The sequence below is a fragment of the Leifsonia sp. KNZ12-8B genome, assembly GCF_056755495.1.
Genome location: NZ_JBPGXM010000019.1, coordinates 12352 through 33500 on the forward strand (window position 1 = coordinate 12352; position 21149 = coordinate 33500).

The following is a 21149-nucleotide window of genomic DNA, read 5'->3' on the forward strand; positions in this document are numbered from 1 at the left end:
GAGTCGGCGGGGGAAGCCGCATCTGCTCACGACCCGGTGAGGAGATGCCGGTAGAAGGCGATGCCGCGGCGCCAGGTCGACACCCGGATGCGCTCGTCGCGCGCGTGCAGCGCGCCGCGCTCCTCCGCACTGAGTTCGAACGGGGTGAAGCGGTACACGGCCTCGGCGATGCCCGTGAAGTGCCGGCTGTCGCTCGCCCCGAGCATGACGTACGGCGTCACCACGGCACCCGGGTGCACCTCGGCCACTGCCGCGGCCACGCGCTCCCAGGCCGGACCCTCCATCGGCGACACCGGCGACGGCTCGCTCGGGTCGAGCACGTCGATGCCGACCAGCGGGTCGCGGATCGCGCGGCGCACATGCTCCACCGCCTCCGCCACCGACGAGCCGACCGCGATGCGCACGTTGACGACGGCCTCGGCGGTCTCGGGCAGCGCGTTCGCGGCCAGGCTGCCGCGCAGCTGAGTCACCGCGGTCGTGGTCCGCACGATCGCGCGGGTCTCGTCGCTCAGCCGGCCGAACACGCCGTGCAGCACCGGACGCAGGCGGCGCGCCCGGGTGAACACCGCGCGCAGCGGGCCGGTCGCGTGCGCGCCGAGGATCTCGACCATGCGGAGGTTCGTCTCGGTCAGCCGCGACGGGAACGGCCGCGCGTTGAGCCGCGTGATGGCGCGGGCCAGCCGCACGGTCGCGGTCATCGGCGGCGGGGTGGAGGCGTGGCCGCCGTTCTGCTCGACGGTGAGGCGGAGGCTCGTGATGCCCTTCTCGCTGACGCCGACCACGGCGATCGGCTTGGCGACGCTGGGGAAGACGCCCTCCACGATCGCGCCGCCCTCGTCCACCACGAGGGCGGGTCGCACGCCGCGCTCCCGGAGCGCCGCCGCGATGGCCTGGGCGCCCGTGCCACGCGTCTCCTCGTCGTGGCCGAAGCTCAGGTAGACGTCGTCGGCGGGGGTGAAGCCGGAGGCGGCCAGCGCCTCCACCGCCTCCAGGATCGCCACGAGCGCCCCCTTGTCGTCGATGGCGCCGCGCGACCACAGCAGCTGCTCGTCGCCGGTGCCGGTGAGGGTGGCCGCGAAGGGCGGATGCCGCCAGCCGTCGTCGGTTGCGGGCACCACGTCGTAGTGCGCCATGAGCACGGTCGGTGCGCCGGCGGCGGAGGAGCCGCGCCAGCGGTACAGCAGGGAGTGGCCGTGCCGCTCGCGCTCCAGGGTCGCGTGCAGGGCGGGGTAGAGCTCGGGCAGCGTGTCGATGAAGCGCTCGAAGACCGCCCCGTCCGTCAGCGCCGGGTCGGTGTGCGAGACGGTCGGGAGGCGGAGGAGGGTGCGGAGGCGTTCGAGGGCGGCGTCGGCGGCCGGCTCGTCGCTCATCCGCCGGCCGCCGCGCGGAAGGCGGCCAGCGCGTCGTCGTTGAAGAGCACGAACCGCGCCCGCTCGACCGAACCGACGCCCGACGAGAGCACGGCGCGGACGGTGCTGACCGCGATGCGCGCCGCGTCCTCCATCGGCCAGCCGTAGACGCCGGCCGAGATGGCGGGGAAGGCGACGCTCACGGCCCCGAGCTCGCGTGCGACCCGCAGCGAGGAGCGGTAGGCGTTCTGCAGCAGCGGCGTGCGGTCCTCGCGCGAGGACCAGACCGGCCCGACGGCGTGGATCACCCAGCGCGCGGCGAGGTCGCCGGCGGTCGTGGCGACGGCCTGTCCGGTGGGGAGGCCGTCCGGGAGGCTCGTCGCGCGGAGTTCGCGGCACGCTTCGAGGATGGCGGGGCCGCCGCGGCGGTGGATGGCACCGTCGACGCCGCCCCCGCCGAGCAGCGTGCTGTTGGCGGCGTTGACGATGGCGTCGACGGTCTCGTCGGTGATGTCTCCTGGGACGATCTCGATGGGGTCCGACACGTCAGCCCCGGTTGTTCGAGAGCTCGTACACCTTGAGCAGCTCGACGATCGCGTCGTCGCGCTGGTCGCCGCCCTCCTCGAACATCTCGGAGACGTGGGTCTTCAGGTGGTTCTCGACCAGCAGCTTGTTGAGCGAGCCGAGCGACTTCTGGATCGCGAGCGACTGGGTGATGATGTCGATGCAGTAGTCCTCGTTCTCGATCATCTTCTCCAGCCCCCGCAACTGGCCCTCGAGGATGCGCGTGCGGTGGAGGGCGCGCTTCTTGATGTCTGCGATCACCCCTCCAGGATAGCGCCGATCCCATATACCCCTATGGGGTACGTGATACGCTGCTGGCATGCAGACGACGTACGACATCCTGGGCATGACCTGCGACCACTGCGCCCGCGCGGTGACGGAGGAGCTGACGACGATCGACGGCGTGAGCGCTGTGGCGGTGGATGTCGCCGCCGGCACGGCCTCGGTCGAGAGCGAGGCTCCGCTCGCCGAGGCCGACGTGCGCGCGGCCGTCGAGGAGGCCGGGTACTCCCTGGGCCGCGCCGACCGCCTCCCGCTGCTCTGAGCGGCATGCCCACCACCGACTCCGCCGTCCGGATCGACCTCGCCGTCGAGGGCATGACGTGCGCGAGCTGCGTCGCCAGGGTCGAGAAGCGCCTGGGCCGCGTCGACGGCGTCACGGCCACCGTGAACCTCGCGACCGAGCGGGCCACCGTGACGGCCCCGCCGGAGGTCGACGCGGCCGCGCTGATCGCCGAGGTCGAGAAGGCCGGGTACGCGGCGCGCGTGGTGAGCGACTCCCGCGAGGAACGCGCCACCGCCTCCGGCGCTGCGGCCGAGGGGGAGCAGCAGGGCGATTCGCGCCGCCTGCTGCCGCGCCTCATCGTGTCGGCGGCCCTCAGCATCCCGATCGTCCTGCTGGCGATGGTCCCGGCCTGGCGGTCGATGCCGGGGGAGTGGGTCTCGCTCGCATTGGCGGCGCCCGTCGTGCTGTGGGGCGGCTGGCCGTTCCACCGCTCTGCGGCGGTGAATCTCCGGCACGGCGCCACGACGATGGACACACTGGTCTCGCTGGGCACCCTCGTCGCCTTCGCCTGGTCGGTCGCGGTGCTGGTGGGAGGCTCCGGCGGCCACGTCTACTTCGAGGTCGCCGCCGTCGTGACCACGTTCCTCCTGCTCGGGCGGTTCGCCGAGCAGCGCTCCCGGCGCAGCGCGGGCGCGGCGCTGCGCGCGCTGCTCTCGGCCGGGGCCCGCGAGGTGTCGCGGATCGACGCGGACGGGCGCGAGGAGCGCGTCCCTGTCGAGGCGCTGCGTCCGGGCGACCGGTTCGTCGTGCGGCCCGGCGAGCGCATCGCCGCCGACGGCGAGGTCGTCGACGGCTCCGCAGCGGTCGACGCGTCGGCGCTGACCGGGGAGTCGGTGCCGGTGGAGGTGGCGGCGGGAGACGCCGTGTCGGCCGGCACGATCGCCGCGGGCGGCTCGCTCCTCGTGCTGGCCTCCCGGGTCGGCGAGGACACCCGCCTCGCTCGCCTGGCCGAGCTGGTCGAGGAGGCGCAGCTCGGCAAGACGCGGGCGCAGCGGCTCGCCGACCGCGTGTCCGCGATCTTCGTCCCCGTGGTCATCGGGCTGGCGGTGCTGACCTTCGCCGTGTGGACGGCGGTCACGGGCGACCCGGCCGCGGCCCTGTCGCCGGCGGTGGCGGTGCTGATCGTCGCGTGTCCGTGCGCACTCGGGCTGGCGACGCCGACCGCGCTGCTCGTCGGCACCTCGCGCGCGGCGCAGCGGGGCATCCTGCTCTCCGGAGCGGACGCGCTCGAACGGGCCGGCCGCATCGACACGGTCGTCTTCGACAAGACCGGGACGCTGACGACCGGGCGCATGACCGTCGTGAGCGTGCAGGCGGCGGCGGGCGTGGACGCCGACGAGGCGCTGCGACTCGCGGCGGCCGCCGAGCGCGGCTCGGAGCATCCGCTCGGGCGGGCCATTGCGGAGGCGGCTCCCTCGGCCGCCGCCGTCACGGCCTTCCGCGCGGTCGCGGGCGTCGGGGTGACTTCGGAGGTCGAGGGGCGCGCCGTGGAGGTGCGGTCCGCGGGCGAGGGCCTGCCCGGGCCGCTCGCGATCGCGGCCGACGAGCTGCGGAGCGCCGGGTCGACGGCGGTCGTGGTGTCGGCGGACGGCGAACCGCTCGCCGTGATCGGCGTCGGCGACCCCCTCCGCGAGGACGCCCGCCGGGCGGTGGACGCCGTGCGCGCGCTCGGCGCCGAGCCGATCGTGCTGAGCGGCGACCACGAGCGGACGGTCCGCGCCGTCACGGCGCCGCTCGGTGTCGGCCGCGCGGTCGGCGGCGTCGCCCCCGAACGCAAGGCGGGGGAGATCGCGCTCCTCCAGCGGGACGGCCGGCGGGTGGCGATGGTCGGCGACGGCGTGAACGACGCCGCGGCGCTCGCGACGGCCGACCTCGGCATCGCGATGGGGACCGGCTCCGACATCGCGATCGCGGCCGGCGACCTGACACTGCTGCGGCCGGAGCCGGCGCTCGTCGCTGACGCGCTGCGGCTGTCGCGGCGGATGCTCGCGATCATCCGGGGCAACCTGTTCTGGGCCTTCGCGTACAACGTGGCCGCGCTCCCGGTCGCAGCGCTCGGGCTGCTCGACCCGATGATCGCGGGAGCGGCGATGGCGTTCTCGAGCGTGTTCGTGGTGCTCAACAGCCTCCGGCTGCGGCGCTTCTGATAGCAGACATGCGCTTTCCGGACAGGTAGGCATGCGGCGTGTCATCACTCGTCCCCCCAACGGGGGGTGGGGAGGACATACCGTTTCGTCTATCCTCAATCGCAGGGGTTGAGAAATATTCGTTTTACAGGAAAGGCCCGACTTTGCTGAAGAACCTCAGCCCGCTGCTGTCCGGATCACTCTTGAGCGCTCTGGATTCCATGCACGACGGCGACACGCTTACCCTTGTCGGCAGCGGCTATCCCGAAGACACCATCACCACGCCCGTCGTCCACCTCGGTGACGACACCACCACGGAGGCCGCAGCCGAAGCGATCCTCAGTGTGTTCCCGCTCGACAACGCCAGCCCGTCCCCGATCGTGTTCCTGGATCTCGCCGACGAGCCCTATGAAGTCCCAGACGTCGCCTTCGCGGTCAACGGCATCGCCTCCGATGCCGAGCTGCGCCGCGTTCCCATGACGCGTCTCGAGCTCGACCCGTTCCTCGAGCTCGCCCGTTCCTCGTCCGTCGTCGTGCGCGTGGGGTCGGACGCCCCGCCGTGCGCATTCCTGTTCCGCCGGGGCAGCCTGTAGCCCCTTCACATTCCGCACGCGCCCGCCGGGAGGTCTCGCCCGGCGGGCGCGCTGCGCTTTGCGGCCCCGCCCGTAGACTCGACTACCGTGTCGACCTCACGCACCCCGCAGCCTCCCGCCGTCAATCGCGCCGCGCTGGCGCCCGGGCTGCTGGGCGCGATCGTCCTGCTCGCCGGGCTCGGCCTGCTGGGCGGCGAGTGGTACCTGTTCGTGCAGTACGGCGCGAGCATCCTGGCGCTCATCCTCTGCGTGTTCGCCGGACAGGCGCGGGCGTGGTGGTGGCTGGTGGGGCTGATCCCGCTCGCCGTCGTCTTCAACCCGGTGTGGCCGCTGCCGCTCGACGAGACGGTGCTGCGGGTGCTGCACGTCGCGGGAGCCGTGCTGTTCGTGTGCGCGGGCATCCTCATCAAGATCCCAGCGGACGGGCGTCGCTGAGCGCCGCGCCCTCGGGTAGACTGGTCACGCGCGGCCGTTCCTGAGCCGTGCTCCCGGCGTCTCGCACGCGCGGGCGGAACCACTCGGTCAACCGCCCCGCCACCGCGCCGGCCCCTCATGCCTACGGCGCCGAGCCCTCCGTCAGTGCGCGGCGCACCTACTGGAGGACCATGTCTCGTTCCGGTCAGCGCACTTCCGATCAGCGCACCAGCCCGTCGCGCCCGCAGCAGCGACGCAACCGGCACGCCAACAACGACGGCCTCATCCCCGTGCTCGCCCGCAAGGTGCGCGAGGTGGAGGCCAAGGCCGCCGACGGCAAGAAGCTCGGACCGACGAACCGGACCAAGTTCCAGGTGATCGCGTTCCTCATGCGCGAGGAGCGCGCCCGCGCCAAGGCCGACCCCGAGCTGACCGACGCGCAGCGCGCCGAGCAGCTGAAGCGCCTCGACGGCATCGCGACCATCCTCGCCAAGACCGCCGCGCGCGACACCTCGCTGATCGCGCTGCTCGAGAGCGACTCGCCGCCCACCGCGACCGCGCAGAAGCTGCGCCGCGACTGGCTGCTGGAGTCCGGCACCGAGCTCAGCCCCGACGACCTGATCATCACGGTGGAGGCGCCTCCGCTCAAGCAGGACAGCGTCATCCCCCCGGAGCTCGCGCAGAAGCAGGTCGTGCCGCCGTCGGTGAAGGCGCGGCAGCTGTCGAACCCGTTCCTCGCCCCCGACTTCAGCAAGCTGGCGGCACCGCCGTCGACGCCGCGCCGCCGGCTCGACTCGTGGGAGCTGCTCGGCCCGCTGTTCAAGTCGTTCGAGTACGGCTCGGGCGGGCAGGCCGCCAGCATGGAGCTGCCGCCTGCGCCGCTGATCGACCGCTACTCGCCTCCCGGCATGGAGCTCATGCACCACCAGGCGCGGCTCATCGAGAGCGTGCGCCAGGGCCACCGCACCTTCCTGCTCGCCGACGAGCCCGGCCTCGGCAAGACGGCGCAGTCCCTCCTCGCCGCCTCGGTGGCCGGCGCCTACCCGCTGCTCGCGGTGGTGCCCAACGTCGTCAAGATGAACTGGGCGAGGGAGGTCGAGCGCTGGACTCCGCACCGTCGCGCCACGGTCATCCACGGCGACGGGGAGGGCCTCGACGCCTTCGCCGATATCGTCGTCGTCAACTACGAGGTGCTCGACCGGCACCTCTCCTGGCTGAGCACCCTCGGCTTCAAGGGCATGGTCGTCGACGAGGCGCACTTCATCAAGAACCTGCACTCGCAGCGCTCGCGGCTCGTGCTCGGGCTCGCGGAGGCGATCCGCTCCTCCACCCCCGACCCGCTGCTGATCGCGCTCACCGGTACGCCGCTGATCAACGACATCGACGACTTCAAGGCGATCTGGCAGTTCCTCGGCTGGATCCAGGGCGACAAGCCCGCCGACCCGCTGATGGAGCGGCTGGAGGAGACCGGGCTGACCCCGGCCGACTTCGGCTTCTACGCCGCCGCCCGGGAGTCCGTGATCGACCTCGGCATCGTCCGCCGGCGCAAGCTCGACGTGGCCGCCGACCTGCCGAGCCGTCGCGTGGTCGACCTCCCCGTCGAGCTCGACGACGACCTGGGCCGCTCGATCCGCCAGGCGGAGCGCGAGCTCGCCGCGCGCCTGGTCGCGCGCTTCCACCGGGCGGCCGCCGCCGGTCGCCCCGACTCGTTCGACGGCGACGACGACGCGCACCGCAGGCACCTCATCCGGCTGGTCGCCCAGTCCGAGCTCGAGGAGGCGAAGTCGGCCAAGACCGGCGACAACGTCTTCACGATGGTGCGCCGCATCGGCCAGGCGAAGGCCGGGCTCGCCTCCGACTACACCGCGCAGCTGGCGCGCTCGGTCGGCAAGGTGGTCTTCTTCGCCAAGCACATCGACGTGATGGATGCGGCGGAGGAGGCGTTCGCAGCCCGCGACCTCAAGACGATCTCCATCCGCGGCGACCAGTCGGCGCTCGCGCGGCAGAAGGAGATCGACGCCTTCAACAACGATCCGGAGGTGTCGGTCGCGGTGTGCTCGCTGACCGCCGCCGGCGTCGGCCTCAACCTGCAGGCCGCCTCCAACGTGGTGCTCGCCGAGCTGTCCTGGACGGCCGCCGAGCAGACGCAGGCGATCGACCGCGTGCACCGGATCGGCCAGGAGGAGCCGGTCACCGCGTGGCGGATCATCGCAGCGCAGACCATCGACTCCAAGATCGCCGAGCTGATCGACGCCAAGCAGGGCCTGGCGGCGCGCGCGCTCGACGGCAGCGACCAGGAGGTCGGCTCGACCGACTCGGTGCAGCTCGACGCGCTCATCCACCTGCTGGAGGACGCACTGGAGGCGTAACCCTCCCGCCGTCAGCCGTCGAGCACAGGAAAAAGGTCGCGGATCCCGCGAATCGGCGACGCTTTTCCTGTGCTCGCGGGCTGCGCTAGGCGATCTCGGCGTCGTCGGGGTCGATCGGGACTGGGCGCTCGTCGTCCGGGAGGAGGCGGTCCTCGTCCTCCTCGTCGTCCTCGACCGGCACGTCGTCGGGGTCGTGCACGACCGGCTCCGGCTCGTAGTCCGTCTCCTGGGCTTCGCGGAAGTCGTCCAGGTCGTCGTCTCGTCCCGTGTCGCTCATACCGCGAGGGTACCGCCGGTGCGTGCGCCGGTGAAGGCCGACCTCGTCAGGCCGGGTCGAAGACGAGGAACGGCCCGCGGTCGTCGTGCCGGATGCGCGCAGCGCCCGTCCAGCCGGCGAAATCCCCGGTCCCCGTGCCCGGGACGATGTACCCGAACGCCGACGGGTCGTCCGGGTGCTGCAGCGCGCCGTGGTGCACCGTCACCGAGCCGGAGCGCCCGTCCGGCAGCGTGCCGGTGATGCGCTCGGCGGCGAGGTAGCCGCGGCCGCCCTCCTCTGTTCCGGACGAGACGAAGTGGGCGATCGACTCGCCGACGAGTCCCTCCGTGTACCGCTTGCGCATGACGACGGCGCCCACCCAGTCGCCGTCCCCCTCGAGCCCGGCCAGGGGCGCCGGATCCCAGCCGGTGACCTCGAAGCGGGCGGTGATCGTCTGCGATGCGTCCATGCCCGCAGCCTACGGGCCGCGATCCGGCGCCTCTTGTGATTTCGCGACAGCGCCGAAGTGGACTAGACAGGGGGTCATGCCCCAGCACAGCCAGGTCGAGATCGAGCGCAAGTACGACGTCGACGCGGACACGACCCCGCCGGTGCTGGTCGGCGTCGGTGCTGTGGCGGTCGAGGCGGAGCCCGAGACCGCGGAGCTGGTCGCGACCTACCTCGACACCGCGGAGCTCACGCTCGCCCACGCCAGGATCGCGGTCCGCGTCCGCCGCGGCGGCCTCGACGAGGGCTGGCACGTCAAGCTGGCGCCGGGCGACGAGGGCCGGGTCGAACTGCACTGGCCGCTCGACGCCGGCGAGGGCGCCGGCGAGGGCGACGGCGATCAGCCTCCCGCCGCCCTGCGCGACGCCATCGCCGAGACGCTCGGCGACCGTCCGCTCGTCCCCGTCGCCCGCATCGTCAACACCAGGGTGACGACCGTGCTGCGCGACGCGGCCGGCTTCGACCTCGCCGAGCTGTGCGACGACCACGTGCGCGGCGAGAACCTCCGCTCCGGAGGCTCCGAGAGCTGGCGCGAGTGGGAGGTCGAACTGCTCGGCGGCGCCCCGGACACCCCGCAGGGCCGCGCGGCGCTGCTCGACGGGATCGAGGAGCGGCTGCTCGCGGCCGGCGCCCGACCCGCGGCGAACGACTCCAAGCTGCAGCGCGTCCTGTCGCTCTGACGCCCCGGCCCCGCGCTTTTGTGCTGCGGCGGAGGCGTCGGGCATGATTCTCGGGGGACATCGAAAGGGAGCGGCACACAGCATGAAGATCGGCATCCTCACCAGCGGCGGCGACTGCCCGGGCCTGAACGCGGTCATCCGCGGCGCGGTCCTCAAGGGCGACCGGGTCTACGGCTCGGAGTTCGCCGGTTTCCGCTACGGCTGGCGGGGTGTCGTCGAGGGCGACATCGTCCCGCTCGACCGGCACAGCGTCCGCGGCCTCTCCCGCCAGGGCGGCACCATCCTCGGTTCCAGCCGCACCAACCCGTTCGAGGGCGACCAGGGCGGACCGGAGAACATCCAGCGGATGATGGACGAGAACGGCATCGACGCCATCATCGCGATCGGCGGAGAGGGCACGCTGACAGCGGCCCGCCGCCTCACCGACGCCGGCCTGCGCATCGTCGGCGTCCCGAAGACCATCGACAACGACCTCGCGGCGACCGACTACTCGTTCGGGTTCGACACCGCCGTCGAGATCGCGACCGAGGCCATCGACCGCCTCCGCACCACCGCGGAGTCGCACCAGCGCTGCATGGTTGTGGAGGTCATGGGTCGTCACGTGGGCTGGATCGCCCTGCACTCGGGCATGGCGGGCGGCGCGCACGCCATCCTCATCCCCGAGCAGCCGCAGTCGATCGAGCAGATCTGCGAGTGGGTGGAGTCGGTGCGCGACCGCGGCCGCGCGCCGGTGATCGTCGTCTCCGAGGGCTTCCACCTCGACACGATGGAGGAGGCGCACTCGCACAAGGGCCTCGACGCGTTCAACCGGCCCCGGCTCGGCGGCATCGGCGAGATGCTCGCACCGATGATCGAGGAGCGCACCGGCATCGAGTCGCGCGCGACCGTGCTCGGCCACATGCAGCGCGGCGGCGTCCCCAGCGCCTACGACCGCGTGCTCGCGACCAGGCTCGGCATGGCCGCGGTCGACGCGGTGTACGAGGGCCGCTGGGGCTCGATGGTGTCGCTGCGCGGCACCGACGTCGTCAACGTGTCGATCGCCGACGCCACAGGCGGGCTCAAGACCGTGCCGCCCGCGCGTTACGAGGAGGCCGCCCTCCTCTTCGGCTGAGAGTCGCTCCTCGCCGCTGCCGGTCCGGCGAACCGGGGGCTAGGCTCCCTCCTACCGGAGTGGAAGGAGCGCGTGTGCCCAGATTCGTCCAGCTCGAGGAGTTCGGCTCCCGCGACTTCCTGCACATCGTCGACCGGGAACGGCCGTGGCCAGGCCCCGGTCAGGTGCTCGTGCGCGTCATGGCGGCCGGACTCAACCCGATGGACGTGACGTCGTACCGCGACGAGGGCGCCGCCGCGCGGATGGGCGTGACGCTCCCGAGCGGGATGGGGCAGGACTTCGCCGGGTTCGTCGAGGAGATCGGCGACGGCGTGACGCGCTTCGCCGTCGGCGACGCCGTGCTCGGGACCGCTCCCTTCGCCGCCCTCGCGGACTTCGTCGTGGTGCCGGAGGACGGCCAGATCATCGTCAAGCCCGAGGCGCTCACCTTCGAGGCCGCTGGTGCGTTGGGAGTGGTCGGACGGACCGCGATGGCGAGCGTGGCCTCCCTCGGGCTGAGCGAGCACGACTGCGTGCTGGTGAGCGCGGCGGCCGGCGGCGTCGGCGTGCTCGCGGCGCAGCTGGCCGTGCGCGCCGGGGCGAGTGTCGTCGGGACGGCGGGGGAGGAGAACCACGAGTTCCTCGAGACCCTCGGCATCCTCCCGGTCGCATACGGCGACGGCCTGACGGACCGGCTGCGCGAGCTGCTGGACGACGGCAACCCGATCACGGCGGTGCTCGACAACCACGGCTCCGACACCATCGATGTGGCGCTGGAGCTGGGCGTGCCTCCCGAGCGGATCAACACCATCGCGGCGTTCGGGCCTGCGGCACGTGGCGCGCGCACGGTCGGCGGAGCGGCGGCCGGCAACGACGAGCTGGCCGAGCTGGCCGAGCTGCTCGCCGAGAACGAGCTCGTGCTGCCGATCGACTCGATCTTCCCGATCGAGCGCACGGTGGAGGCGTACGGGCGGCTGGAGACCGGCCACGTGCGCGGCAAGATCGTCGTCGTCACCGACTGACCGGACGACGCGGACCGAGAGGAGAACGCTTGTGATCGACGACGACCTCGCGCGGCAGCTGCGCCAGGCGGGGCTGCGCTGGCAGCCGGCCTCGGGCGACACCTTCGCGATCGACCGCCCGGACATGGGCGGCGAGCGGTTCACGGTGAGCGAGATGACCATCGAGCCGCACCACTTCGACACCGGGACGATCCTCGGGTTCAACGGCACGACGGAGTGGGCGCTCGACTCGCTCGCGGTGGAGGATGCGCTGTGGATCCCGCGCGAGGACCAGCTGCGGGAGCTGCTAGGCGGCTCGTTCCGTCACCTCGCGCGGACACCCGACGGCTACCGCGTTGCGATCCTGCTCGGCGGGGAGGAGCGGATGTACGAGCACGAGGACGCGGCGACCGCCTACGCGCACGCGCTGCTGTCGCTGATCGGCGCGGCGGTGCGGTAGAGCGTTCAGCCTCTGAAATACAAACATTTTCATCTCGCGTCGGATGTGATACTCAAGATGTATGAGTTCACTGCGCTTCTCCACGAGTGCCCTCGCCGATGCGGCGGGGAGGTTCACCGGGCTGCCTTCACGGCCGTCCCCGTCCCTCGCTGATCCGCGCCGCCTCCGCTCGGCGACCGAGGCGATGACCGCCGACCGGGTGCGGGTGCGGGGAGCGCTGTCCGCCGACGACGCGCGCCTGCCCCGCGGGCTCCGTCTGACCATCGACACGTTCGCGGAGCTCGACGCGAGCCTCGCCCTGGCGGCAGCGTCGTGACCGAGCTGGGGGAGGCGACCCACCCGCGCCAGCTGATCCCCGGTGATCCCGGCGCGGTACGCGCGCTGGCGGCCGCCTGGCGGGCGGACGGCGAGGAGCTGGCCGACGCGGCCGCGCGGAACGGTCGCCTCGATCTGCGCGCCGACTGGACGGGAGCCGCGTCGGATGCCTTCCACGCCGCACTCGCCACCCACTGCGCACGGCTCCGCGGCGCGGCGCAGACCTACGGGGAGGCGGCGGACGCCCTGACCCGGTTCGGAGAGGAGCTCGAGGAGGGGCACCGGCTGGCGTGGAAGGCGATGGCCCTGTGGGAGGAGGCCGAGTCGCTCGCACCCGGTGCGGGTGCCGCGCCCGCTGCCCTGTTCTGGCAGCCTGCGGACGAGCTGCGACGGTCGGCGCACCGCCTGCTGCAACGGGCCCGCGACGACGTGGATGACGCGGAGCGCGTCGCGGCACGCCGCATCGAGTCCCTGCTCGGGCGCGACCCGGTCGACTCCGTCTTCGCGGCCGAGCCGGTGCGGACGGCGGCGTTCGCCGCGGTCCTCCCGGACGCGCCGCTGCCGCCGTTGCTGGAGCGGCTGGCGGGGCTCTCCGTTGACGAGCTGCAGCGCTACGCGCTGGCGCATCCCGGGCTCCTGGCCTCCCTGCTGGCGCTGGGGGCGGCGACGATCGCGCGTTGGTGGCGGCGGCTGAGCGCCGATCAGGCCGCGGCCGTGGCCGCCGGACTGCCACGCGTCGTCGGCAACCTGGACGGCGTGCCGGCCGGCGTGCGGTCGGCGGTGAACGCGCGGCAGCTGAAGGCGGATCTCGCCGCAACGCGGGCGTCGCTGGCGGACGCGCGACTCGCGCTGTCCGCCCATCCGACCGACCCCAAGCTCCAGGTGAGCGAGCAGGTGTTGGAGGCCCGGCTGGAGACGCTGCGGCGCATCGAGCGCGCCTACGGCCGCGGACCCGAGGGCGCGCCGCCGCACGAGCTGTACGCCTACTCGACGGACGGGACCGTGAAGGTGGCGCTCAGCACCGGGCTGATCGAGACGGCGGAGCACGTGACGCTCATCGTGCCGGGGATGGGGACGACGGCGGACGATGTGGGGCGGTATGCGGGGGCGTCCGCGCGATTGGCTGAACGGCAGGGGCGCGTCGCAGGGGTCGGCGACTCACGACTGGCCGTGGTGGCCTGGCTCGATTACGACCCACCCGGTCCCGCGGACGTCTGGGGCGTCTCTCACGACGATCTCGCGCGGGCAGGTGCGTTCCGCCTCGGCCGTACCCTGCAGGGCATCGAGTCCTCGACCGCGCCGGGCACTCCGGCGGTCTCAGTGGTGGCGCATTCGTACGGGACAGCGGTGGCGACGCTCGCACTCGCGCAATCCGGAGTATCGGCCCAGAACGTCGTGCTGCTCGGGTCGGCCGGAATTCCTTCCTGGGTGCCGGACGCGGATTCGCTCCATGTCCCTGCCGGTCAGGTATTCGCCACCGAGGGACTCGACGACGAGTGGGCGGGAACGGGCCGCTTCATCTCGGGCCGTGCCGATCCCACCGCCGATGATTTCGGAGCGCGTGTGTTCACGTCCGAGGATGCCGTCATCGACGGGGAGCGGCTTCACGGGATAACTCAGCACGGCCCGCTCGCGAACAGCGAATCGCATCCGGAGCGGTTCAGCTACTTCGACCAGCAGACGTCGGCGCAGTACGGAACAGCCAAGGCGACGATGGGATTCGGTGACGATCTGCCCGAATCCGGAGATGCCGAGGACCGCCGCCACGCTCGCCTTCTGACGGAACTCTCGCGATGATGCGCAACCGGAAGCGAGTGCGCCGCGTCGCCATCGTTCTGCTCCTGTGCATGTCATCGCCGCTCACCGCCGGCTGCGCTCAAGGAATCCCGTTCGTCTCGATACCGCAGAGGAAGGCGCCCACCATGTCGAAAGCAGCAGCAGAAGAGCGCATCCGAACCCTGTATGCCAAGACAGCCGAGGCCGTCGGCGCCGGCTGGGAAGACGACTACACCAATTGGCAGTACGGCGGCGACTTCGACGACGGCACACCCTTCGACACGTTCTGCGCCTCCGCGTCGCGACGGGGTGCCCTCGGCCGCAGCCCGCAGGAGGTTGCAGACAGCGTTGCGGCGGCATGGCTCGCGCTCGGCTACCCGGTGACCGTCGAAACCGATGACACCATCCGGCCGCCGCAGAAGATCGTCGCCTACCCGGCCTACTTGACGGGCAAGGACGAGACCGGCTTCTCGGCGGAGTTCAGCGTCGGTGAGGGCGTCGCCTACTTCATGGCGGAGTCGCCACCGTATCCCGGCAAGCCGTATGCGGAGGACGAGTGATCAGCGCCGGCGGCCGCGGTTCTTCCGGGCCGCTGCTGCATTGCCGGAGGGGGAGCGGCCGGCCTTGCCGGACGCTGCCTTGCCTGACCCGGTCTTGCCGGATCCGGCCTTGCCTGACCCGGTTCTGCCCGACCCGGCCTTGCCCGACCCGGCCTTGCCTGACCCTGCCTTGCCCGCCGCCGACTTCCCGGCCCTCTCCTTGCCGTCCGCCGCCTGGCCCTCGCGCTCGGCCACCGCCGCGTTGCGGGAGCTGTGGGCCGTGCGTCCGCGGACGATGCCGATGAACTCGTCGACCAGCTCGTGCTGATCGTCTTTGGGCCAGGTGAGGCCGATCCGGCTCTGGGGGGCGTCGTCGAGGCGCATCGCGGTGACGTCCTTGCGGCGCAGAGCTTTCGCAACCGAGGCGGGCAGGAGGGCGATGCCGTCGCCCGCGGCGACGCTGCGCATCAGGGCCTCCGACGGCTCGCCCGCGACGCGGGGCTCGTCGGCGAGGTCGGCCAGGGTGAGGCGCTCCTCCAGGGTCAGGAGGTGCTCGTGGTGCATGACGACGACCACGTCCTCCGCGTACAGGGGGATGAGGTGCCGGTCGTCATCGGGATCCGCGTCGCGCGCGAACGCCATGTCGGCGTTCCGCGCGGCCAGCTCGGCGAGCGGGTCGGTGCTCGGGCGGACCACGAGCTCGACGTCGGGCAGGCGGCGCTCGAACTCGCGCGTCCACTTGCCGACGGTGACGCCGAGCGGGAAGACGAGCGCGAAGCGGCTGGGCATCCTCCGAGCGTACCGGCCGGTACCCTGGAGAGCATGAGCGGTGAGAAGCGTACCCAGACGATGAAGGCGGCGACGGCGGCCAAGAAGCTGGGGGTCTACCTCCCGGCCACGCCCGACGACTTCCAGGGGCGCGACATCAGCCGCACCGAGCTGGACGACCTCACGACGAACCCGCCCGAGTGGCTGCAGACGCTGCGCGCCGACGGCCCGCACCCGCGCGACGTCGTCGCCCGCAAGCTCGGCGTCTCCAACTCCGGCCTCGCCCGCGGCGGCGTCACCGACCCGCTGACGACGGCGCAGATCAAGGAGCTGCTCGCCGACCCGCCCGCGTGGCTGGTGACCGAGCGCGCCACCCAGGCCGCCGTCCGCGCCGAGAACGCCCGCGTCAAGGCGCGCGACGCCGAGCGCGCCGCCCGGACGGCCGACGACGACTGAGAACGAGCCCGGCACCGAGCGACGAGGCCGAGCGGCCGAGCCGGGCCGGGCGGGAGGTGCGATGACCGAGCGAGCACGGGCCCGCAACGCGGGCGTCGACCTCGTCCGCGTCGTCGGGGTCGCCGCCGTCGTCTTCGGACACGTCTACGGCACGGCCCCCGCCACCCACCAGTGGATCTACGCCTGGCACGTGCCGCTCTTCTTCGTGCTCAGCGGCTACTTCTGGCGCGCGAGCGGCGCCCCGCGCAGCCCGCAGCGCCGGACGTTCGCCGACGAGTTCCGCATCCGCGCACGCACGCTGGCTCTGCCGTACATCAGCTGGTTCCTCGTCATCGCCGTGCTCGGCAGGCTCATCCCGAACCCGTCCGGAAACATCGACGCCTCCCTCCTGATCGTCCTCGCGCAAGGCGGCAGCCACGCCACCGGACCATTCGGGACGTTCTGGTTCGTCTCCACCCTGTTCTTCACCTGCCTGCTCTACCGGCTGATCGACCGGCTCCCGTGGCCCTGGCAGGCGGCCATCGCGGCGGTCGGGCTCGTCGCGGGGATCGTCGCCGGGCCCTGGCTCGGCGCCACCCCGCTCGGCATCGGGCAGGCCCTCCCGTGCGTCGTCTTCATCATGGCGGGGCGACTGCTGCGCTCCGTCGAGCCGCGGTTGGCGCGACCGGTCATCACGGGCGCGGCGGCGATCGCGGTCTCCGCCGTCCTCATCGCCGTGGTCCCGATGGTGCCGATCGACCTCAAGTCGGGCGGGTGGGGGCTCCCGGTGCTCGGACCGCTGCTCGCCGTGCTGATCAGCGGCGGGATGATCCTCGTCGGGTCGCGGCTGCCGCTCCCGGTGCGTGCGTCCGCCCCGATCACGGCGCTCGCCTCCGTGGCCATCGCGGTCGTGCTGTTCCACCCCTACCTGATCTGGCTGCTCAACGGATGGGGCGTCGCGCACCGCTGGACGCTTCTCGTGGCGCTGATCGTGCCGTGGGCCGTCGCTCTCCTGCTGCGGCCCACGCCGCTCGCCTACCCGCTGCTCGGCATCCCGCGGGCGCGGCGGCGGCCACGCGCCGTCCCGAGCGCGGCGGCCGGGTCGCATGCCCCGCGGACTCCCGCGGTGCGATGAACGTCTAGGAGCGCTCACCCGCCGGCGCGCCGGGGCCGCCGTCGTTCGCTGTCGACTCTCCCGAGCGCCGGACGGCGTGGGCCAGCACCTGCGGCCCCGTCACCAATGCGCGCCGCCAGGGCGCGACGCCGTCGATCTCCACCTGCAGCGAGAAGCTGAGAACGGTCCGGATCCCGACGATGATGGCCAGCACGAAGGCGTCGGTGAGGGTCGGGTTCGAGGTCACCGTCCGCACCAGGTCGGCCGCGACCAGGATCTCCAGCCCGAGCAGGATCACCCCGCCGAAGGTCTCCCGCAGCGTGCGGAATCCGGCGCGGCCGCCCTCCCGGCGCCACGCCACGACCGCCAGCGCGAGCGCGACGACGAAGCCGATCGCCATCGAGGCGACGCCGGCGAACTCGAACGTGACGCCGACGACCTGGAAGAACGCCTTCGAATCCATGGGGTCATGCTCCCACGCCGCGCGGCCCGCGCGGCCGCGACGCTCAGGAGACGTGCACGGCCGGGCGCCGCTTGACGTCCTTCTCGGCCTCCCGCAGGACCTCCCGCGTCACCGGCGCGACCTCGCCGACGCCGGTGATCAGGTAACGCCACATGTTCGACACCGGGTTGCCCTCGGTCCACTGGAAGTAGATGGACGGCACGATGCCGGTGATGTCGCGGATCTCCAGCAGCACGGCCGCGATCGTGTTCGGGACGTTGCCGCTCCTGACCTGCAGCACGCGGAAGCCGTGCTTGACGACGCCGTGCACGACGAGGTCCTCCTCGAAGTCCGACGAGTCGGAGGGCAGGACCTCGAGGAAGATGGTCCTGGCGCGCTGGGGGATGTGGCTGAACTTGCGCTCGTCCTTGTTCTTCTGCGTGTACTCGCGCGTGGTGTCGACGTCGGGCTCGTGCGAGATGATGCGGATCTCGCCCTCCTCCGCATCCTCCAGCACGAAGTCGAGCGCGCTCACGTCGAGCGTGACGGAGGTGGCGCGCAGCTGGAACGACCGGCCGACGCGCGACACGATCGACACCACGAGGATGCCGAGGATGAACAGGAGGGCGATGCGGATGCCGTCGGGGCGCTCGATGACGTTGACGATGGTCGTGTAGACGAAGATCGCCGTGATCACCCCGAACAGGACCGTGCGCCGCGGCTGCTTCTTGCGGCGCGCCGACAGCGCCACCGCCAGCGACGCGGAGGTGATGAGGACCAGCACGCCGGTCGCGTACGCGCCGCCCTGCGCATCCACCGACGCCTCGAAGACCAGCGTGATGATGAAGGCGATGGCGGTGAAGACGAGCACGAGCGGACGCACGGCGCGCGCCCACTGCGGCGCCATCCCGTACCGGGGGAGGTAGCGCGGCACCAGGTTGAGCAGCCCGGCCATCGCCGAGGCCCCCGCGAACCACAGGATCAGGATGGTGCTGAGGTCGTAGACGGTGCCGAAGCCGTTGCCCAGGTACTCGTGGGCGAGGTAGGCGAGCGCGCGGCCGTTGGCGGCGCCTCCGGGCTGGAACTCCTGCTGCGGGATGAGCAGCGTCGTCGTGAAGCTCGACGTGATGAGGAAGCAGCTCATGATGATGGCCGCCGTGGTCAGCAGCCTCCCGGCGCCGCGGATGCGTCCCGCCGGGTAGGCGGGGTCGTCGTCCGGGCGACCCTTGATCTGCGGCATGACGGCGACGCCGGTCTCGAAGCCGGAGAGTCCCAGCGCGAGCTTGGGGAACACCAGGAGGGCGACCCCAACGATCAGCAGCGGATTGCCGTTGTTGCGGAACAGCGCCTCCCACCAGTCGTCGATGGCGCTCGGATGCTGGAACACCTCGACGATGGAGGTGCTCACCACGACCACGTTGAGGGCGAGGTACACGGCGACGAGCACGACCGCGATGCCGATGGCCTCTTTGAACCCCTTGAGGAACACCGCGCCGAGGAGGGCGAGCAGCACGAGCGTGATGGCCACGTTGTTGCCGTGGAACCACTCGGGCGCGTACGGGTTCTCGATCGCGTGCGCGGAGGCGTCCGCCGCCGAGAGCGTGATCGTGATCATGAAGTCGGTCGCAGCGAAGCCGAGCAGCACCAGCACGAACAGCTTGCCCGCCCACCAGGGCAGCAGGCGCTCGAGCATGGCGATGGAGCCGGAGCCGCGGAAGCTCTCGCGCGCGACGCGGCGGTACACGGGCAGGGCGCCGAGCAGCGTCAGGGCGACGAGGACGAGCGTCGCGAACGGCGAGATCAGCCCGGCGGCGAGGGCGGCGATGGCCGGCTGGTAGCCGAGGGTGGAGAAGTAGTCGACGCCGGTGAGGCACATGACCTGCCACCAGGTGTGGGTGCGCTCCGGATTGCGGCCGTGCGGGCCCTGCTGGGTGCCGCGCTCATCGATGAGGCCGGAGAGCAGCCAGTGCTTGAGACGGTTGGGCCGCCGCTCGGGGGCGCGCTGGGGGCGTGCCTGGCCGGGGACCGGGACGGTCTCGCGCGGCATGACGCGGGGAGGGGTGGAGGTGGTCGCCGCGGCATGTGCGCCGGTGACCGGTGCGCCGGTGACCGGGGCATCGGTGGCGGAGTCATCGCCGCCCCTGCGACCGCTGCTCGGTGCTTCGGGATGCGACGTGTCGCTCATCGGCCCTCTCTCGATCTGTCCGTCGCGGTCACTGTACCTCGCCGCGTCACCACGCCGACGGCCGGTAATCCTTCAGGAAGACCCCGTGGACGTCCTCCCCGGCCTCGCCGCGCACGATCGGGTCGTAGACGCGGGCCGCTCCGTCGACCAGGTCGAGCGGGGCGTGGAAGCCCTCTTCGGCCAGGCGGACCTTCGTGTGGTGCGGTCTCTCGTCGGTGATCCAGCCGGTGTCCACGCTCGTCATGAGCACGCGGTCGGTCTCGAACAGCTCGCCGGCGCTCGTGCGGGTGAGCATGTTGAGCGCGGCCTTGGCCATGTTGGTGTGCGGGTGGCCTGCGCCCTTGTAGCGGCGGCCGAACACGCCCTCCATCGCCGAGACGTTGACCACGTACGCGCGGCCGGCCGCTGCGGCCCCGGCCGCGAGGGAGGGGCGGAGGCGGTCGATGAGGATGAACGGCGCCGTCGTGTTGCAGAGCTGCACCTCCAGCAGCTCGAGGGGGTCCACGTCGCCGAGCGCCTGCGTCCAGCTGTTGACGTGCTGGACGTCGGGGACGAGTCCGCCGGCGTCGATCGCGGTGCCGTCGGCGTGCCGGGCGAGCGAGGAGGAGCCGGGCGCCATCGCCAGGGACGCGAGGTCGCCGGCGGTGATCGCCGCCGGTCCGGCCAGCTCGGCGATCGTGCCGCGGACGTCGGCCGCCGAGAGCAGCGGATGGGCGGCGACCGACGCCTGCAGCGCCTGCGGGTGCGGGTCGGCGGTGTGGCCGAAGGTCTCCAGCTCGGGCAGCTGGCCGTCGGGGAGGGGCTGCGTCTCGGCCTCCGCCAGCAGCGAGTAGGCGCCGGGGGAGCGCCGCACGGTCTGGGCCGCGTTGTTGATGAGGATGTCGAGGGGGCCGCGCGAGGCGACCGAGTCGGCGAGGGCGATCACCTGCGACGGGTCGCGCAGGTCGATGCCGACGACCCGGAGGCGGTGCAGCCACTGCGCGGCGTCCGGAAGCTGCGAGAACCTCCGCACGGCGTCGCGCGGGAAGCGGGTGGTGATGGTGAGGTGCGCGCCGTCGCGCAGCAGCCGCAGCGCGATGTGCATCCCGATCTTCGCGCGCCCGCCGGTGAGCAGCGCGCGGCGGCCGGTGAGGTCGGTGCGCGCGGTGCGCTTGGCGTGGCTGAGCGCCGCGCAGGACGGGCAGAGCTGGTGGTAGAACCAGTCGACGTCGGCGTAGTGCTGCTTGCAGATGTAGCAGGCCTGGGTCCGGCGCAGGGTCCCGGCCGTCGTCGAACCGGTGGAGCTGGAGGTCAGCTCGCGGCCGCGGGTCTCGTCGTCGATGCGGTCGGCGGCACCGGTCGCGGTCGCCGCGATGACGGCGCGGTCGTGCGCCAGCTCCTCGTCGCGCAGCTGACGGCGCCGCGCCTGCTTGACCGCCTTGAACATGTGGCCGGTCGCGCGGCGCACGGCGATGAAGTCCGGGTGCTCCTGGTCGAGGGCGTGGAGGCTCGCGAGCACGCGCAGCGTCGTCGCGAGGTCGTCGGGGTCGATGCCGGCGGAGGCGGGAGGCGCGGTGGGCTCGGTGGATTCGGGGAGCACCGTGGTTTCGGGGAGCACCGTG

Annotated in this window: 23 protein-coding genes; 14 read left to right on the top strand and 9 right to left on the bottom strand. The window is 72.3% G+C overall.

Annotation, left to right across the window (positions count from 1 at the left end):
• Positions 1-26: 26 nt before the first annotated feature.
• From ACR9ZG_RS04990 to ACR9ZG_RS05000, 3 genes are read right to left on the bottom strand one after another with little or no spacing between them, the layout of a single operon-like run.
• The gene (locus tag ACR9ZG_RS04990; protein ID WP_481283718.1) at positions 27-1370 is read right to left on the bottom strand and encodes a M20/M25/M40 family metallo-hydrolase; all 1344 of its coding nucleotides are present in this window, start codon (positions 1368-1370) and stop codon (positions 27-29) included.
• On the bottom strand, positions 1367-1894 hold the full coding sequence (locus ACR9ZG_RS04995) for an O-acetyl-ADP-ribose deacetylase (RefSeq protein WP_481283719.1): 528 nt from the start codon (positions 1892-1894) through the stop codon (positions 1367-1369). Before ACR9ZG_RS04995 ends, ACR9ZG_RS04990 begins: the two co-directional genes overlap by 4 nt.
• Before the next feature lies 1 nt (position 1895).
• Positions 1896-2174 (bottom strand): metal-sensitive transcriptional regulator, encoded by a 279-nt coding sequence (locus tag ACR9ZG_RS05000; RefSeq protein ID WP_301212592.1) that lies wholly within the window; start codon positions 2172-2174, stop codon positions 1896-1898.
• Between the two features lie 58 nt (positions 2175-2232).
• Here ACR9ZG_RS05000 and ACR9ZG_RS05005 point away from each other — a divergent pair, with 58 nt between their 5' ends.
• The 5 genes from ACR9ZG_RS05005 to ACR9ZG_RS05025 all read left to right on the top strand — a co-directional run bounded on the left by ACR9ZG_RS05005 (position 2233) and on the right by ACR9ZG_RS05025 (position 7980).
• Positions 2233-2457 (top strand): heavy-metal-associated domain-containing protein, encoded by a 225-nt coding sequence (locus tag ACR9ZG_RS05005; protein WP_481283720.1) that lies wholly within the window; start codon positions 2233-2235, stop codon positions 2455-2457.
• A gap of 5 nt (positions 2458-2462) precedes the next feature.
• On the top strand, positions 2463-4625 hold the full coding sequence (locus tag ACR9ZG_RS05010) for a heavy metal translocating P-type ATPase (RefSeq protein WP_481283721.1): 2163 nt from the start codon (positions 2463-2465) through the stop codon (positions 4623-4625).
• 143 nt (positions 4626-4768) lie between these two features.
• Positions 4769-5197 (top strand): RbsD/FucU domain-containing protein, encoded by a 429-nt coding sequence (locus ACR9ZG_RS05015; protein WP_481283722.1) that lies wholly within the window; start codon positions 4769-4771, stop codon positions 5195-5197.
• Positions 5198-5284: 87 nt separating this feature from the next.
• Positions 5285-5632, top strand: a complete 348-nt coding sequence (locus ACR9ZG_RS05020; protein ID WP_481283723.1) for a DUF6804 family protein — start codon at positions 5285-5287, stop codon at positions 5630-5632.
• Between the two features lie 170 nt (positions 5633-5802).
• Positions 5803-7980, top strand: a complete 2178-nt coding sequence (locus tag ACR9ZG_RS05025) for a DEAD/DEAH box helicase (protein WP_481283724.1) — start codon at positions 5803-5805, stop codon at positions 7978-7980.
• Positions 7981-8065: 85 nt separating this feature from the next.
• On the opposite strand, the gene ACR9ZG_RS05030 is transcribed toward ACR9ZG_RS05025, so the two are convergent.
• Entirely contained in the window at positions 8066-8257 is a 192-nt protein-coding gene (locus ACR9ZG_RS05030) for a hypothetical protein (RefSeq protein WP_481283725.1), read from the bottom strand.
• Positions 8258-8303: 46 nt separating this feature from the next.
• A complete protein-coding gene (locus ACR9ZG_RS05035; RefSeq protein WP_481283726.1) occupies positions 8304-8705 on the bottom strand; it encodes a DUF3224 domain-containing protein in 402 nt (133 codons plus the stop codon).
• 76 nt (positions 8706-8781) lie between these two features.
• On the opposite strand from ACR9ZG_RS05035, the gene ACR9ZG_RS05040 reads away from it, so the two are divergent.
• From ACR9ZG_RS05040 to ACR9ZG_RS05070, 7 genes are all read left to right on the top strand, one after another.
• The gene (locus ACR9ZG_RS05040) at positions 8782-9423 is read left to right on the top strand and encodes a CYTH domain-containing protein (protein ID WP_481283727.1); all 642 of its coding nucleotides are present in this window, start codon (positions 8782-8784) and stop codon (positions 9421-9423) included.
• An 82-nt stretch (positions 9424-9505) separates the two neighbouring features.
• Complete coding sequence (locus tag ACR9ZG_RS05045; RefSeq protein ID WP_481283728.1) at positions 9506-10534, top strand: 6-phosphofructokinase; 1029 nt, start codon at positions 9506-9508, stop codon at positions 10532-10534.
• Between the two features lie 74 nt (positions 10535-10608).
• Positions 10609-11535 carry an NADP-dependent oxidoreductase gene (locus ACR9ZG_RS05050; RefSeq protein ID WP_481283729.1) on the top strand — a complete coding sequence of 309 codons (927 nt, stop codon included), beginning with the start codon at positions 10609-10611 and terminating at the stop codon, positions 11533-11535.
• A gap of 31 nt (positions 11536-11566) precedes the next feature.
• A complete protein-coding gene (locus tag ACR9ZG_RS05055) occupies positions 11567-11974 on the top strand; it encodes a cupin domain-containing protein (RefSeq protein ID WP_481283730.1) in 408 nt (135 codons plus the stop codon).
• 61 nt (positions 11975-12035) lie between these two features.
• The gene (locus ACR9ZG_RS05060) at positions 12036-12290 is read left to right on the top strand and encodes a hypothetical protein (RefSeq protein WP_481283731.1); all 255 of its coding nucleotides are present in this window, start codon (positions 12036-12038) and stop codon (positions 12288-12290) included.
• Positions 12287-14086, top strand: coding sequence for an alpha/beta hydrolase (locus ACR9ZG_RS05065; RefSeq protein WP_481283732.1), 1800 nt, complete (start codon positions 12287-12289; stop codon positions 14084-14086). The genes ACR9ZG_RS05060 and ACR9ZG_RS05065 overlap by 4 nt, the downstream gene beginning before the upstream one ends.
• 125 nt (positions 14087-14211) lie before the next feature.
• Positions 14212-14625 carry a hypothetical protein gene (locus ACR9ZG_RS05070; protein ID WP_481283733.1) on the top strand — a complete coding sequence of 138 codons (414 nt, stop codon included), beginning with the start codon at positions 14212-14214 and terminating at the stop codon, positions 14623-14625.
• Here the strand turns inward: ACR9ZG_RS05070 and ACR9ZG_RS05075 are convergent, their stop codons facing one another.
• A complete protein-coding gene (locus ACR9ZG_RS05075) occupies positions 14626-15393 on the bottom strand; it encodes a LysR substrate-binding domain-containing protein (protein WP_481283734.1) in 768 nt (255 codons plus the stop codon).
• 33 nt (positions 15394-15426) lie between these two features.
• Between ACR9ZG_RS05075 and ACR9ZG_RS05080 the strand changes: the two genes are divergently transcribed.
• Both ACR9ZG_RS05080 and ACR9ZG_RS05085 read left to right on the top strand, forming a co-directional pair.
• On the top strand, positions 15427-15828 hold the full coding sequence (locus ACR9ZG_RS05080) for a DUF5997 family protein (protein WP_481283735.1): 402 nt from the start codon (positions 15427-15429) through the stop codon (positions 15826-15828).
• A 61-nt stretch (positions 15829-15889) separates the two neighbouring features.
• On the top strand, positions 15890-16942 hold the full coding sequence (locus ACR9ZG_RS05085; RefSeq protein WP_481283736.1) for an acyltransferase family protein: 1053 nt from the start codon (positions 15890-15892) through the stop codon (positions 16940-16942).
• A 4-nt stretch (positions 16943-16946) separates the two neighbouring features.
• Here ACR9ZG_RS05085 and ACR9ZG_RS05090 read toward each other — a convergent pair whose 3' ends face one another.
• The 3 genes from ACR9ZG_RS05090 to ACR9ZG_RS05100 all read right to left on the bottom strand — a co-directional run bounded on the left by ACR9ZG_RS05090 (position 16947) and on the right by ACR9ZG_RS05100 (position 21127).
• Entirely contained in the window at positions 16947-17384 is a 438-nt protein-coding gene (locus ACR9ZG_RS05090) for a DUF1622 domain-containing protein (protein WP_481283737.1), read from the bottom strand.
• A 43-nt stretch (positions 17385-17427) separates the two neighbouring features.
• Complete coding sequence (locus ACR9ZG_RS05095; protein ID WP_481283750.1) at positions 17428-19410, bottom strand: APC family permease; 1983 nt, start codon at positions 19408-19410, stop codon at positions 17428-17430.
• Positions 19411-19594: 184 nt separating this feature from the next.
• Positions 19595-21127 carry an SDR family NAD(P)-dependent oxidoreductase gene (locus ACR9ZG_RS05100; protein WP_481283751.1) on the bottom strand — a complete coding sequence of 511 codons (1533 nt, stop codon included), beginning with the start codon at positions 21125-21127 and terminating at the stop codon, positions 19595-19597.
• Positions 21128-21149 lie beyond the last annotated feature (22 nt).